Source organism: Halobacillus campisalis, assembly GCF_030345335.1.
In the GTDB taxonomy this organism is placed as follows: Bacteria; Bacillota; Bacilli; order Bacillales; family Halobacillaceae; genus Halobacillus_A; species Halobacillus_A campisalis.
On the sequence record NZ_JAPVRC010000005.1, the window covers coordinates 275,168 to 288,560 of the forward strand.

14 protein-coding genes are annotated in these 13,393 nt (G+C 41.7%); 7 read left to right on the top strand and 7 right to left on the bottom strand.

Annotated features, from left to right (window positions below; genetic code table 11):
• Positions 1-11 precede the first annotated feature (11 nt).
• Genes treC through O2Q26_RS12750 form a run of 3 tightly spaced genes read right to left on the bottom strand, consistent with a single transcriptional unit; the run spans position 12 to position 3,648 of the window.
• Positions 12-1,697, bottom strand: a complete 1,686-nt coding sequence (gene treC, locus O2Q26_RS12740; RefSeq protein WP_289216259.1) for an alpha,alpha-phosphotrehalase — start codon at positions 1,695-1,697, stop codon at positions 12-14.
• Positions 1,698-1,730: 33 nt separating this feature from the next.
• Entirely contained in the window at positions 1,731-3,140 is a 1,410-nt protein-coding gene (gene treP, locus O2Q26_RS12745; protein WP_289216260.1) for a PTS system trehalose-specific EIIBC component, read from the bottom strand.
• 19 nt (positions 3,141-3,159) lie between these two features.
• The gene (locus O2Q26_RS12750; protein ID WP_289216261.1) at positions 3,160-3,648 is read right to left on the bottom strand and encodes a PTS sugar transporter subunit IIA; all 489 of its coding nucleotides are present in this window, start codon (positions 3,646-3,648) and stop codon (positions 3,160-3,162) included.
• 201 nt (positions 3,649-3,849) lie between these two features.
• Between O2Q26_RS12750 and O2Q26_RS12755 the strand changes: the two genes are divergently transcribed.
• From O2Q26_RS12755 to trhO, 3 genes are all read left to right on the top strand, one after another.
• Positions 3,850-5,100 (top strand): MFS transporter, encoded by a 1,251-nt coding sequence (locus tag O2Q26_RS12755; RefSeq protein ID WP_352232245.1) that lies wholly within the window; start codon positions 3,850-3,852, stop codon positions 5,098-5,100.
• Positions 5,101-5,155: 55 nt separating this feature from the next.
• The gene (locus O2Q26_RS12760) at positions 5,156-5,704 is read left to right on the top strand and encodes a cysteine hydrolase family protein (protein ID WP_289216262.1); all 549 of its coding nucleotides are present in this window, start codon (positions 5,156-5,158) and stop codon (positions 5,702-5,704) included.
• 1,020 nt (positions 5,705-6,724) lie between these two features.
• Positions 6,725-7,666 carry an oxygen-dependent tRNA uridine(34) hydroxylase TrhO gene (trhO, locus tag O2Q26_RS12765; protein WP_289216263.1) on the top strand — a complete coding sequence of 314 codons (942 nt, stop codon included), beginning with the start codon at positions 6,725-6,727 and terminating at the stop codon, positions 7,664-7,666.
• A gap of 25 nt (positions 7,667-7,691) precedes the next feature.
• Here the strand turns inward: trhO and O2Q26_RS12770 are convergent, their stop codons facing one another.
• From O2Q26_RS12770 to thiD, 3 genes are read right to left on the bottom strand one after another with little or no spacing between them, the layout of a single operon-like run.
• Complete coding sequence (locus O2Q26_RS12770; RefSeq protein ID WP_289216264.1) at positions 7,692-8,147, bottom strand: YrvL family regulatory protein; 456 nt, start codon at positions 8,145-8,147, stop codon at positions 7,692-7,694.
• 28 nt (positions 8,148-8,175) lie between these two features.
• Positions 8,176-8,826: a Type 1 glutamine amidotransferase-like domain-containing protein gene (locus O2Q26_RS12775; RefSeq protein WP_289216265.1), complete on the bottom strand. Its 651-nt coding sequence runs from the start codon at positions 8,824-8,826 to the stop codon at positions 8,176-8,178.
• 2 nt (positions 8,827-8,828) lie between these two features.
• Positions 8,829-9,641, bottom strand: a complete 813-nt coding sequence (gene thiD, locus O2Q26_RS12780; RefSeq protein ID WP_289216266.1) for a bifunctional hydroxymethylpyrimidine kinase/phosphomethylpyrimidine kinase — start codon at positions 9,639-9,641, stop codon at positions 8,829-8,831.
• A gap of 89 nt (positions 9,642-9,730) precedes the next feature.
• Here thiD and O2Q26_RS12785 point away from each other — a divergent pair, with 89 nt between their 5' ends.
• The 4 genes from O2Q26_RS12785 to O2Q26_RS12800 all read left to right on the top strand — a co-directional run bounded on the left by O2Q26_RS12785 (position 9,731) and on the right by O2Q26_RS12800 (position 13,120).
• Positions 9,731-10,057, top strand: a complete 327-nt coding sequence (locus tag O2Q26_RS12785; RefSeq protein WP_289216267.1) for an MGMT family protein — start codon at positions 9,731-9,733, stop codon at positions 10,055-10,057.
• Positions 10,050-10,994: a PD-(D/E)XK nuclease family protein gene (locus tag O2Q26_RS12790; RefSeq protein WP_289216268.1), complete on the top strand. Its 945-nt coding sequence runs from the start codon at positions 10,050-10,052 to the stop codon at positions 10,992-10,994. The genes O2Q26_RS12785 and O2Q26_RS12790 overlap by 8 nt, the downstream gene beginning before the upstream one ends.
• Before the next feature lie 70 nt (positions 10,995-11,064).
• Positions 11,065-11,697 (top strand): SDR family oxidoreductase, encoded by a 633-nt coding sequence (locus O2Q26_RS12795; RefSeq protein ID WP_253934965.1) that lies wholly within the window; start codon positions 11,065-11,067, stop codon positions 11,695-11,697.
• A 160-nt stretch (positions 11,698-11,857) separates the two neighbouring features.
• Positions 11,858-13,120, top strand: a complete 1,263-nt coding sequence (locus O2Q26_RS12800; RefSeq protein ID WP_289216269.1) for a helix-turn-helix domain-containing protein — start codon at positions 11,858-11,860, stop codon at positions 13,118-13,120.
• Here the strand turns inward: O2Q26_RS12800 and O2Q26_RS12805 are convergent.
• Positions 13,103-13,393 (bottom strand): hypothetical protein (locus O2Q26_RS12805; RefSeq protein ID WP_289216270.1); only part of this gene is annotated, 291 nt, incomplete at its 5' end. The two genes, O2Q26_RS12800 and O2Q26_RS12805, sit on opposite strands and share 18 nt — an antisense overlap.

Consider the following 13,393-nt stretch of genomic DNA (forward strand, 5'->3'; position numbering starts at 1 on the left):
CTATTATCCTATCATTTTGATGGGAAATGGTAAACGATGGACTCATAAGGACGAAGCGTTACATCACGATAATCAGATGAAGAATCGTCATAGTTACTAAGGAGAATCTCTGGATCTTCTTTAAAATCAACGTTTTCCGGCAAGCTAAATGTCGTGTTTTCACCATAGAAGTTGTTTACAACTAGTAACGCTTCTTCATCGTGCTGCCTAATATATGCGAATACCCGATCATCATTTTGATCGATCCACTGATAGCTGCCATGAGTGATGATGTCGTGAGTTTTTCTAAGTTCAATCAGCTCTTGATAATGAGTAAAAATAGAATTCTCTTGATGCATCACTTTTTCAGCATTCACCTCAGGATAATTACTTGCAACAGGAATCCACGGTGTGGCGTCTGTAAATCCTGCCTGATCGTTATTACTCCATTGCACTGGCGTACGTGAATTATCTCTTGATTTTTGTTTAAGGATCTCAAGTATTTCCTGCTCGTCCGTTCCTTTTTCTTTCATGATCTTATAAGCGTTAAGAGATTCAACATCACGATACTGATCGATGGATTCAAATTTAGGATTGGTCATCCCAAACTCTTCCCCTTGATAAATATAAGGTGTTCCTTGCATCATATGAATCGTCGTTGCAAGCATCTTCCCTGACTTATCGGGGTAACGCTCATCATCACCAAACCGGGATAAAACACGTGGCTGATCGTGGTTACACCAGAAAAGGGCGTTCCAGCCTTGTCCTTTATGCATATTCTCCTGCCATGTAGAAAGGATTTGCTTCAATTGTTGAAAATCGAAAGGTGCTTTAGTCCACTTCTCCCCGTTCGGGTAGTCGACTTTCAAATGGTGGAAATTAAACGTCATGCTAAGCTCCTTGCGCTCTGGAGCTGTATAGCGAATGCAATGCTCGATAGTCGTAGAAGACATTTCTCCGACGGTCATCAAATCATAGGGTTCAAATACCTCACGATTCATTTCCTGCATATACTCATGGACTTTCGGACCGTCCGTGTAAAATTTCCTGCCGTCTCCTGGTGCTACACTACCGTCATCATTCGGGAAGTCTTGATCTTTAGAGATCAGGTTGATTACATCTAAACGGAAACCGTCTACTCCTTTTTCACCCCAGAAGCGCATCATCTCATAAAGCTTTTCTCTTACCTCTTCATTTTCCCAGTTAAGATCCGCCTGTGTGACATCAAACAAATGCAAATAGTACTGACCGGTATTCTCGTCATATTCCCATGCATTCCCACCAAATTTGGACTGCCAGTTACTTGGCGGACCTCCATCGACAGGATCCTTCCAAATATAATAATCGCGGTATGGATTATCCTTTGACTTCTTTGATTCCTGGAACCAGGCGTGCTCCGTAGACGTATGGTTGATCACAATATCCATGATCAGCTTCATACCCCGCTTATGCGTTTCTTCCAAGAGCCTTTCAAAATCCTGCATCGTTCCATATTCATCATGGATATCATAATAGTCACTAATATCGTATCCATTATCATTTTGTGGAGACTTATACATCGGGGTCAGCCAAAGAACATCGACCCCGAGTGTATTTAAATAATCAAGCTTTTCAATAATTCCCTGGATATCGCCTACACCATTTCCAGTTGTATCGTTGAAGCTTTTAGGGTAAATCTGGTAGACGACAGCTTTTTTCCACCAAGGTTGTTCAGTCATGTATGCTCCCTCCAAAGTTTCAGTTTTATTTAATTAAACGTCTCGTTTGCGTTTGGCATATAGATAGGTGACCACTAACGGCACAACAAGAACGATGACCATACCGATAGTAAAATCAAACCAGTAATCCGACACAATTGAGAAGATACCTGGCACTCCTCCAACACCAATCGAGTTCGCCAATACGCCTCGCGCTGAAATATAAAGTCCTGCTATCGCTGAGGAGCTGATGGCGATAATAAACGGATATTTAAATCGTAAGTTAACCCCGAACAGGGCTGGCTCTGTGATTCCAAGATAAGCTGAAATCCCTGAAGATAATCCAAGGCCTTTTAATTTTTCATCTTTGGAAGCGAGCATAATCGCAAATGCAGCAGATCCTTGCGCGATGTTTGAAAGGGCAAGCATCGGCCATAAGAAGGTTGTTCCTGTGCTGCCGATCAATTGAATATCCACTGCCAGGAAGGTGTGGTGCATTCCGGTAATAACTAATACCCCGTACAGACCACCATAAATCAGACCGCCAAGTGCAGCAAAACTATCAAAGACAGATACAAGTCCGTCAGTAATAAAATTACCAATCGCAAAAGTGACAGGGCCGATGAACATGAACGTCAAGAAACCAGTTACTAATAAGGCGACAGGTCCTATAACAAGCAATTGAATACTATCCGGCGTTCTCTTTCTCATAAACAATTCAATTTTAGTCAACACATAAGATGCTACAAGAACCGGCAATACTTGTCCTTGATAACCTATCTTCTCTATTTCCCATCCAAATAAATTCCAGGTAGGTACTCTTCCTTCTTCAACCGCATTACCATAATCCCAGGCGTTCAATAATTCAGGATGAACGAGAATCAAGCCGATGACAATCCCGAGAATCGGACTTCCTCCGAATTTCTTAACGGCTGACCAGCCAATCAATCCGGGTAAAAATGTAAAGGCGGTATTGGCTATAATTATGATCATATTGGCTATATCCGCCCATTGCGGATAAACATCAATGACTGATTGTTCATCCCAGAATATCCCCTGAGCAGTTAATATGTTATTAATACCAAGCAGTAAACCAGCTGTAACAATTGCAGGTAAAATAGGTATAAAAATGTCGGCTAATGTCTTAATCCCTCGTTGAAGTGGATTCATTTTACTTTTAGAAGCTTCTTTCACATCTTCTTTTGATGATTCGCCTATACCGGCTAAAGCTACCAATTCTTTATAAACTTTATCTACTGTTCCTTGTCCAACAACAATCTGAAACTGCCCGTTGGTTGAAAATGAGCCTTTAACCGCGTCAATCTGGTTCAGCTTCTCGTCATCAACAATCCCTTCATCATTCAAAGCTAAACGAAGGCGCGTCACACAGTGTGTGGCTGCGTTTAAATTTTCTTTACCACCAATCGCCTCTAATATCTGTTCGGCTTGTTTTTTGTGGTCCATACTCTTCCCTCCATACGTATTATTCGTTGTGAACCGTCAACAATATTGTCGATCCACTTACGGCTTGCTGTGTGTATGATCCTTCGACGCTCAACTCATTGCTGTTCGTAATGATAATCGGCGTAATCGTACTTTTCGCTTTTTCTTCTACGAGTTTGAGATCAAACGTAACGAGAGGATCTCCGACTTTCACCTGATCTCCCTGCTGCACGTGAGCTTCAAAGCCTTCACCTTCCATACTTACTGTTTCCAGACCGATATGGATAAGAATTTCCGCTCCGCTTTTCGACTTTAATCCGATAGCATGCTTTGTAGGGAAAAGTTGAACGACTTCTCCATCTACAGGACTGACTACTTTGCCGTCGTGCGGCTTAACAGCTGTTCCTTCACCCATTATTTTCTTTGAAAAAACCGGATCAGGCACTTCACTCAAGTCGACGACGTCCCCATTGACAGGTGCAATCACCTCCACGGATTTCTCTTTATATCCAAAAAGTTTCTTAAACATGAACTTCCTCCTTAAACAAACGCTTACAAAATGTTCCTGCAACTTGTATATACATAATTCAGTTACGATTATAATTTGTATATACATGTTTTGCAAGCGTTTTATATATAAATCCCGATTCCCTCTACAGACTGTTTTATTCCATATTCTTTAATAAAATATATAATTTTGCTATGATAGTAATATTTAGCGTTACGAAATATTTTACGGAAGAAGTGGTCCGCCATCCTTAGTCAAGAGCAGCGAGTGAAGCGAAATGTATGGATTATGTGGTTCGCTAACTTTTTTATTGCGGGCAGTATTACGATGGTTTTGCCTTTTTTGTCTTTATATATAAGTGAGCTTGGAGATTATTCTGATTCTTACGTACAAACGTGGTCGGGACTTGTTTTCGGAGTCACCTTTGTCACAGCGTTTATCTTTTCGCCTATATGGGGGCGGATCGGGGATCGTTATGGGAGAAAAAACATTCTGATCATTTCGGCTGCCGGCCTGGCTTTATCCGTACTGCTTATGGGTTTAGCCGCTTCGGTGTGGCAATTATTCATTTTGCGTTTATTCATGGGTGTTTTCACTGGGTTCATCCCTATGTCACAAGCTTTGATTTCAACCCAGACCCCTAAGCATATGGCCGGACAAGTGTTAGGCACCTTGCAGACGGGCAGTATAACAGGTACGTTGCTCGGACCGATGATCGGAGGCGTTATCGCAGATTCTATCGGTTACAGCACCACTTTCCAGTTTGTTTCCATATCTGTCTTCATTTCAGCAATTATTGTTTTCTTCGGGATTAAAGAGCAGAGAATGGAAACGGAGGAAGGTGAAAAAACAAGCTACACTTCTAGAGAAGTCATTCAGCATATTTTGAAACGTCCCGTTCTTTTGGTCGTATTGATCGTATCCCTTTTTATTCAGGTGGCCCATTTCAGTATCCAGCCGATTTTATCGCTTTATGTAGAGGATTTGCACGGGCCTGAAAACCTGGCCTTATTTTCAGGTATCGCTTTTTCAGCTGCCGGCCTCGGTAATTTAATGATGGCGAGACGCTGGGGAATGATCGGGGATAGAAAAGGTTATGTGAAAATTTTAATTTTCCTGCTTTTCGTGGCAGGTATAGTATATTTTCCAGCAGCTTTCGTTACAAACATATGGCAGCTCGTCATTCTCCGATTTCTCCTGGGCATGTCGATAGGAGGGCTTATTCCTGTTCGGACAGCTTATATAAGACAGGAAGCGCCTATCGCCATGCAGGGCGAAGTGCTTGGATATAATACAAGCCTTCGTTTCTTAGGCAATATAATCGGCCCTGCTTTAGGCGGTATTCTTTCTGGTTTTTATGGTTTTTCAGCAGTGTTTTTTGTTACTAGCGGGCTACTAATCCTGTGTGGGGTGACTCTGCTTATTGCCACACAGAAAGTTTCCACACCGGTAAAGAGAGCTCCGTCTGTTTAACTGAAATCCCTTATGTTAATATAAGTGTATATACATTACATAAGGGGATGAAATGATGTCACGTGCCTTGATTGTTATTGATTACACGTATGATTTCGTTGCAAGCAATGGTGCCCTGACGTGTGGGGAACCTGGCCAAAGTATTGAAGGGAAAATTACAGCACTTGCAGAAGAATTCCTATCGAATGAAGAGTATGTCGTATTCGCTGTGGATGTTCACGATGAAAACGACGTGTTCCATCCGGAAACACGCTTGTTCCCGCCTCATAACATTCGCGGCACAAAAGGTCGTGACCTTTATGGCAAACTGAAAGGGCTGTACGAAGAGTATCAATCTTCGTCACACGTAGAATATAAAGATAAAACAAGATACAGCGCATTTTGCGGAACAGATTTAGATGTGAAATTACGTGAACGGGGAATCACAGAACTCCATCTTGTCGGTGTATGCACTGATATTTGCGTTCTGCACACAGCCGTAGATGCGTATAATTTAGGTTACAAAATTGTTATCTCGAAAAACGCCGTGGCCAGTTTCAACCAAACCGGGCATGAATGGGCACTTGGACATTTTGAATCGGTTCTTGGAGCCACCGTAAATTGACCGACGTAAAGCACCTTCTTTTATGACGAGGTGCTTTTTTTATTTTGGCTATGTTGAAGGTGGTTGTTGATATTGATAAGTGAGTTATTCAACAATATGGCAGGATTGTTGAAGACTTGATTTCGAGACATTTGATGAGAGGATCAGGGCGGCGGGGAATGGCTCGCTTTCCGTGGGAGCGCGGTGAGCTTCCTCGGACGTTCCGTCCTGCGGGATCTCACCAAGCACTCTCTTCCCACAGGAGTCTCCCCATTCCACGCCGCCCCTCACTAAAGATGTACTTCTCGAGATCGCTTGAAACAGAACCTTCTTAGTAATAGTGGGAGCATTTAGCCCCAGTGCATAGTTATAGCTTCTTAGTTACAAAACTTTCTTAACTTTAAGGTAGTTCCTAGCATTTTCTTGCAAACAACAGCCTCGCTGGTTATCACTCAAGAGCAGTTATTTTTTAAGTGAAGCACCGCCAAAAATGTTTTCGTTACCCTCACAAAGGCACGAAGTTCCAAGAAAAGGCTGGACTCCTGGTATACACGATGTTCTCTAATATTTTCAATCAGTAGCTAATATTTTTAATCTTGGTATAGTTTCGAGCACCTTCCAATCGGATGGCGGCTTTAGAAAACGGTGAGACTCCTGTGGGATGTACATGATAGGTGAGATCCCGGAAGGCGAAGCCTGAGGAAGCTCACCACATGCCCGCGGAAAGCGATCCGTTTTCTAAGGCCACCATATCCTCATACAAAAGTCTCGAAACTGAGTCTTCCACTAAAGGGAGCTTATATGAAGATCAACCCGGAACTTTAACAAAGCCTCAAAAAAATGAAGTTCGTTCTTTCCATAGGTCGATGTCATCCCGCCTAATAAAGGAGTTTATATGAATATCAATTTTAACAGCGCCAATCTTTAAAAAAAATGTTCAAAAATAAGCCATTTGATATTCTTGCAAAAATCGAATATGATGGTATATGGACATTTATGAATTTTAATAATAAGCAGCAATATATATAGGAGGAATCATCCATGAGCTCATTAGATCACCGAGTTCTGTTGTACTACAAGTATGTAGATATGCCTGATTATGAAGAGTACTGTGCCAGTCATTTGAAGTTTTGCAAAGACTTGGATTTGCGCGGTCGTATCATTGTTTCTCCTGAAGGAATCAATGGAACAGTATCTGGTACGGTCGAACAGGTAGAGCAATATATGGAATACGTTCGTTCAGATGAGCGTTTCGCAGATATGCACTTTAAGATTGATGAGCACGAAGGCCACGCTTTCAAGAAAATGCATTGCCGAGTCAAGCCTGAGCTTGTCAATTGGAGCATCGAGGACGACGATATCGATCCAAAAACGTTTGGCGGAAAACACTTGAAGCCGAAAGAATTTTACGAAATGCTTCAAGATGACGAGACGGTGGTCATCGATGGCCGTAACGAATATGAGTATCGTATCGGTCACTTCCGTAACGCTATCCAGCCTGGTGTCGATCACTCCCGTGAATTCCCGGAGTGGATTGCTGAAAATGCTGATCAATGGAAAGACAAGAAAGTCATCACTTACTGTACCGGCGGAATCCGCTGTGAAAAACTTACAGGCATTCTTAAGCGTAATGGTGTAGATGACGTTTACCAGCTAGAAGGCGGAATTACAACTTACGGGAAAGATCCTGAGGTCAAAGGTCAATTGTTTGACGGCAAAATGTATGTGTTCGATGAGCGCATTTCAGTTCCTGTCAATCAAGTAGATGAAAACATCGTAGCCGAATGCGAACACTGTGGTAAAAAAGAAGATCGAATGATCAATTGCAGCAATCCTGTGTGCAACAGACAATATGTGTGCTGTAAAGAGTGTGAGATCGAACAACATGCCGCATGCACTACTGAATGTAAAGAACATCCTGAAAACCGCTGGGATGCAGAACGTCAGAAACAGATTGATAAATACGACCGTATCTCTGGTTAAACGCTCGCTTTAGAGAAATTATTCTCTAAGCGAGCTTTTTTTGTTTCAGCTTCCGATCATCAAATGCGTAATCCAGAGCTACGAGCAGAAAAGCGAATATCCATTGTGACCAAAAGTGCATGGTCACACTTGCAACAATTTCATCAACGATATAAATAGCGGTCCATGTAACTAACAGGTCGACAGCTATTTTCACCCTCACTCTCTGGCTCCTGATGAAGTTAGACCGTATACTTATTGAGATGAAGAGTTTACTCAGGATTTCGAAAAAAGCTCCTATAACAAAAACCAATACTCCAAATAAAATGAGAGATCGGTTCGACTCATAAGTAACGCCTAACACCTGGAAAAGTCCGACCATTCCAAGGAAAAGCACTCCTAACACCAAAGCCAGCCCTAATAAAATGATGAAAGATAAACTTGAGATGACAACAACTTTTGTCTTTGTCTCCAATTCATTAAACGGTTTTTTCTTCGACATGATGTTCATCCTTTTTTAACTTTCGGGATCAGCTATAAGACCTTCTTTGGACATGCACATACCCTTCCGCTGTTTCAAGCTGTTCGTTACGCATATACACCCCGGATTGCTCTGCTATTCCATACCCTTCAGGCGCATTCAACACTTCTAACGATTGTTTTAAATGCTCTTCCTCTTGCCATTCTAAATAGTGTACGGATAGAACAAGGTTTGATAGCAGCCCTAACCCTTCTTTGAATAATATGACACGTTCTTCATTATCCTCAGCTGATATCACACACGTGTCTGGTACAATCAGTGCTCCGGCCGAGTGGCCAGCCAAAGGAACCCCTTGAGCATAGACTCTCTTTAACACTTCTCCTATTTCGCTCTGCACGACGTACTGCTGATATTTGACCGAATCTCCCCCGCCAATGATAACCGCACTTGCTTTGTATAAACATTCGATTTCTTCTTCAGAATACCTTTGTTTTAATTGTAAAAATATAAATTCTTGATTCGGCTCATGTTTCACTATGGAATCAGTAAAGATTGAACTGTATTGTTCAATACCCACATTTTCCCTTTTTAAATATAATATAACGACAGGCCCCTCTCCCACCATTTGCGAAAAGTTACGAGCCAGCTGATCTGTCATTGGCGGTCCGCCGCCAAACAAAAATAAATGACGGTCCTTCACGTTCACTCAGCCTCCTTCCCATGCTTCCGGTAGGCAGCATGGTAGGTAGACCCTATCCCCCGTTCAAATGAGAGAGCGTACTGAATGGCACTCGTCACAAAGTCTTTCGCTTTGAAAACTGCTTCCTCCATAGTTTTTCCTTTAGCCAGTTCTGCAGTGATAGCTGCTGAATACGTGCAACCTGCTCCACTCGTATGAATGGTCTGGACTCGTTCAGACTGAAGAGTCGTCATTTCTTCCCCATCAAAAAGAATATCTATGGCTGGGTGATCCTTCAGGGAACCGCCTTTTATGAGGACATATTTGGGACCTAAGTTATGAAGCTTGCGGGCGGCCCTCTCCATTTGTTCCGGCGATTCTGGTACAGGCTGCTTCAGTATGCGGGCCGCTTCTTCCAAATTGGGTGTGATGATTGCTGCTGCCGGCAGCAGTTGTTTGATCAGCGCTTCGATTGCCTCATCTTGGAGCAGCTGGGAACCCATTTTCCCGATCATGACGGGGTCGACTACTATATTTTTCACCTCGTAGGACTTTAGCAGTTCGCTAGTGCGTTTAATGATATCTTCGGTGAACAGCATACCAGTTTTCACGGCATCTGGACCGACATGTTCAAAAGAGGCGTGAATCTGGGCTTCCACCGCTTCTACCGGTTGAGTGAATATCCCTTGTTCAGTCGTTGAGTTGCCGGCTACGATTGCTGTGACGGCACTCATTCCATAGATGTCTAATTCCTGAAAGGTTTTTAAATCGGCTTGAATTCCAGCACTTCCCTGGGCTGCGGATCCCGCTATTGTTAAGGCTCGTGGTATACTCATTAGATAATCTCCGTTCAAATTCGACTTAGCTGAATTGTACCAAAATTTGTTACACTAAGGCTATTGATTTAATGTAAGGAGGGATCGTTTTGAAGCCTTTTACTCAACAAGTCATTCATGTGATTTCATCGATCCCCGCAGGGAATGTCATGACCTATGGACAGGTTGCCCGGGCAGCCGGCAGTCCCCGGGCCGCACGTCAAGTGGTCAGGGTGTTACATACGATGAGCCGCAAATATAACCTTCCGTGGCATCGTGTGGTCAATGGAAAAGGTGAAATCGCGATAAAAGATGAAGAATCCGCTTTTGAGCAGCAGTCCGCTCTTGAAGCAGAGGGCGTTGTAGTCGTTAATAAAAAGATCGACTTACAGGAGTTTCAATATACTGGAGTAAAGCAAGGAGATCACTATGTTTGAGATTAGAAAGTATCCGGAATTATCCTGGTCATTATCGAGGCATAAGACAATGCTTACATGTTCGAGAAAGTATGCTTATGATTATTACCTTTCACATAACGGCTGGTTAAGCAACGCTGATTCACTTGCCAGACAAACGTACCGGCTGAAAAAAATCACGAATCTGGAAATGCACTTTGGAAGTGTTGTCCACGACTTAATCTACCAAATCATCCAGCGCGTATTAAGCAATAAAGAGATACCTGGTGAAGAAGCAGTCGTTGACGAGATCCGTCACCATTTAAACAGAAGCTTCATTGAATCTACAAAAAAAGAGCATTTATGGCAGCATCGTCCCAAACACTATACGATGCTGCACGAAATCTATTACAGTCAAACCAATACACTGCCTGAAGGAAAAATCAAAAAAATCAATGATCGTCTGTCTACGACGGTTAAGAATTTTTTTGCCAGTCAATCCTTTGCTGACGTCTTGAACAAACAAGACATGCGCTTTATGGAGTCAGAAAAATTCCGATACATGATGGTGGATGGAGTGAAAATTTTTGTAGTCATGGATTTGCTGTATCGTGATTTACAAAATGATAAATGGGTGATTGTTGATTGGAAAACGGGTAAATCATCGGATGAAGATCGTAACCAGCTGGCACTTTACGCTTTGTATTTACAGCAAAAACACCATATAGAATCGCTTGAGGATATTGTTATCAGAAACGAATACTTACTGGACGGGACCCATGTTGACCATCAATTGACTGAGCATGATCTGGTGAATGTTCAGCGGCTTTATGGTATCAGTATGGAACAGATGAAAACCTTTTTATCAGACCCGCAGCACAATGCCCCCCTGCCTTTAGATCATTTTCCGATGCAGGATGATCCAAGGGTCTGCGCCCGCTGCAATTACCAGGAATTATGCTTCCCTTCTACTCCCTGATGTTTAACGCCTGTATGAATCGGCTAAACAATAGATGGATACAGATTTAATCGAAGGGAGTTTTTGAGTCATGAAAGTACTAGTAGCTGGAGCAAACGGCAATACAGGTCGTTTACTCATAAAATATCTAAAACAAGATGGACACGAACCTTATGGTATGGTTCGTAAAGAGGAACAGAAGAGCACGATCGAGAAACTTGGAGGTACTCCTGTACTTGCCGATTTAACGAAAGATGTCGGTCATGCTATTAAAGGTATGGACGCTGTAATTTTCGCTGCAGGATCTGGTTCAAGTACTGGTCCAGAGCAGACGGAAGCTGTTGATCGCGACGGTGCAATCAACTTAGTGAAGCATACTGAGAATCTGGGAATTAAAAAATTCGTCATGCTTAGTTCCATGTCTGCGGATGAGTCCAGTCAGGCTGAGGGCAATTTCAAGACCTACCTGGAAATGAAAGCCCAGGCTGATGAATATCTAAGAGGAACAGAGCTTGATTATACGATTGTCCGTCCAGGGGCTCTAACTGACAATGAAGGAACGAGCAAAATCAACGTTGGTGAAAAAGTAGAGCGCGGTGAAATCCCTCGTTCAGATGTAGCTAAAACGATGATCGCTGCTATTCAGGAGCCGAATGCTTACCATAAAACATTCGAGCTCATCTCAGGCGATACTCAAATCGAAGAAGCCTTAAAAAACTTATAAAATGATTCATTTTTAAATGCTGCTAGATTAAACTAGCAGCATTTTTTGTATAAATTCCCCTTTAAATACAATATCACATGTCTATATACCTATTAATTATTATTAATAATATAGGGATTCTGATATAATATGCTTACTTACAGGGGAAGAGGTGTCCGTCATGAAGGGTCAATTGATTAAGCAGCACCGTAAGTTCAAGGACATGACATTAGAAGAGTTAGCTGATGGTATTTGCTCAGTTTCCTATTTAAGTAAAATAGAGAATAATACAATCAGCGCAAGCAAAGAAATGTACCGTCTTCTCGGTGAGAAATTGAACATTCATTTGGAAAATTTAAATGAAGAATTCGATGATAAAATCTATGAAAAGCTCATAGATTGGCATAAGTCGATTCAGCTAAAGAATACTACTCTGATGGAAAATCTGCACGAAGAATGCAGAAACCTATTAAACTTTAACCAGAATATTGAATTATCTAATTTATTTAAAATCATCCATTCAAGGTTCCAGCTCACTACAACAAACGAGCCTCTCTCAAAAAAAATTACTAAAGAGCTTTATGACGTCATGTCCCAATCCTCTAACGAATATCGCTTTCTCTATTATAAGACGATAGGAATTGATTACCTTCTTCAATTCCAATATGAACAAGCTGAAATGAATTTTCAGTTTGCAGAAGAAATGATGAATAAACTACCAAATCAAGACTTTGAACTTTACTACCACATTTCTCTCACATACTCTAGACTCCTGATGTTTGTAGAATCCAATTTTTACGCAGAAATGGCTATTGAAGGCTATCAAAAGTCCCTCAATTACTCTAAAGTAACAGATTGTTCTATGATATCAGCAATTAATTATAATTTTCTCGGGGCTCACAGAGTAGCTGAACGGTTATTTTTGAATATGCTGCAAGGTGCAGGTCAGTATTTAGGAAAATTCGAAGAAAGCATAGTTCACCATAACTTAGGCTATATTTACATTTGTCTCGATAAATACGAGCAATCAATTGAACATTTACAGACGGCTTTATTATTGAAGGAAGAAAATAATATTTCACCTGTAAGCACCCTGTACTTACTAGCTAAAGTTTATAATTGCAAGCAGGACAAAGGGCGGAGCTGGGATTTTATAAACCAAGGAAAAGCGAAAGCCGTGGAAGAAAAGGATGTAAGATACATCCATAAATTTTACATTTTGAAAAGTGTGCTCGAAGGTACTACTAAAGATGACACGTTTGTAAAAAAGCTTGAGAATGAAATTCTTCCGGAGTTTCTCTCACTTAATGAATTCAGCGATTACAAAACCTATTTAAAGTTTCTCGGTGACATTTATTACGAAAAAAGAATGTATAAAAAGTGTGCCCAGTTGTTTAAAGAAGCAAATCGATATAGAAGATTTATGTTAGAAAAGTCTCCATAAAAATGCATCCCCGCCAAACAAGAAGTCAATCCTTGTAATAATAGTCAGTTCTAATACTGCAAATACAGTTAGCATTAAACTAAAGCTCCCTTTAGTGGAAGACTCAGCTTCAAGATGTTCGGACTGTTTCCGCCACAAAAATAGAGCTTGAAGGTCCGGGAAATCACTCGCTTTCCATGGGCGTACGGTGAGCTTCCTCGGGCTAACGCCCTCCGGGATCTCACCATGTACTGTTCTCCCATAGGAGTCTCGCAATTTCCCGGACCTTCTTGC

What these genes read in the sequence shown, in the direction of transcription:
- treC (WP_289216259.1), bottom strand. Translation starts at nt 1,697, where the DNA reads ATGACTGAACAACCTTGGTGGAAAAAAGCTGTCGTCTACCAGATTTAC.
- treP (WP_289216260.1), bottom strand. Translation starts at nt 3,140, where the DNA reads ATGGACCACAAAAAACAAGCCGAACAGATATTAGAGGCGATTGGTGGT.
- O2Q26_RS12750 (WP_289216261.1), bottom strand. Translation starts at nt 3,648, where the DNA reads ATGTTTAAGAAACTTTTTGGATATAAAGAGAAATCCGTGGAGGTGATT.
- O2Q26_RS12760 (WP_289216262.1), top strand. Translation starts at nt 5,156, where the DNA reads ATGTCACGTGCCTTGATTGTTATTGATTACACGTATGATTTCGTTGCA.
- trhO (WP_289216263.1), top strand. Translation starts at nt 6,725, where the DNA reads ATGAGCTCATTAGATCACCGAGTTCTGTTGTACTACAAGTATGTAGAT.
- O2Q26_RS12770 (WP_289216264.1), bottom strand. Translation starts at nt 8,147, where the DNA reads ATGTCGAAGAAAAAACCGTTTAATGAATTGGAGACAAAGACAAAAGTT.
- thiD (WP_289216266.1), bottom strand. Translation starts at nt 9,641, where the DNA reads ATGAGTATACCACGAGCCTTAACAATAGCGGGATCCGCAGCCCAGGGA.
- O2Q26_RS12790 (WP_289216268.1), top strand. Translation starts at nt 10,050, where the DNA reads ATGTTTGAGATTAGAAAGTATCCGGAATTATCCTGGTCATTATCGAGG.
- O2Q26_RS12795 (WP_253934965.1), top strand. Translation starts at nt 11,065, where the DNA reads ATGAAAGTACTAGTAGCTGGAGCAAACGGCAATACAGGTCGTTTACTC.
- O2Q26_RS12800 (WP_289216269.1), top strand. Translation starts at nt 11,858, where the DNA reads ATGAAGGGTCAATTGATTAAGCAGCACCGTAAGTTCAAGGACATGACA.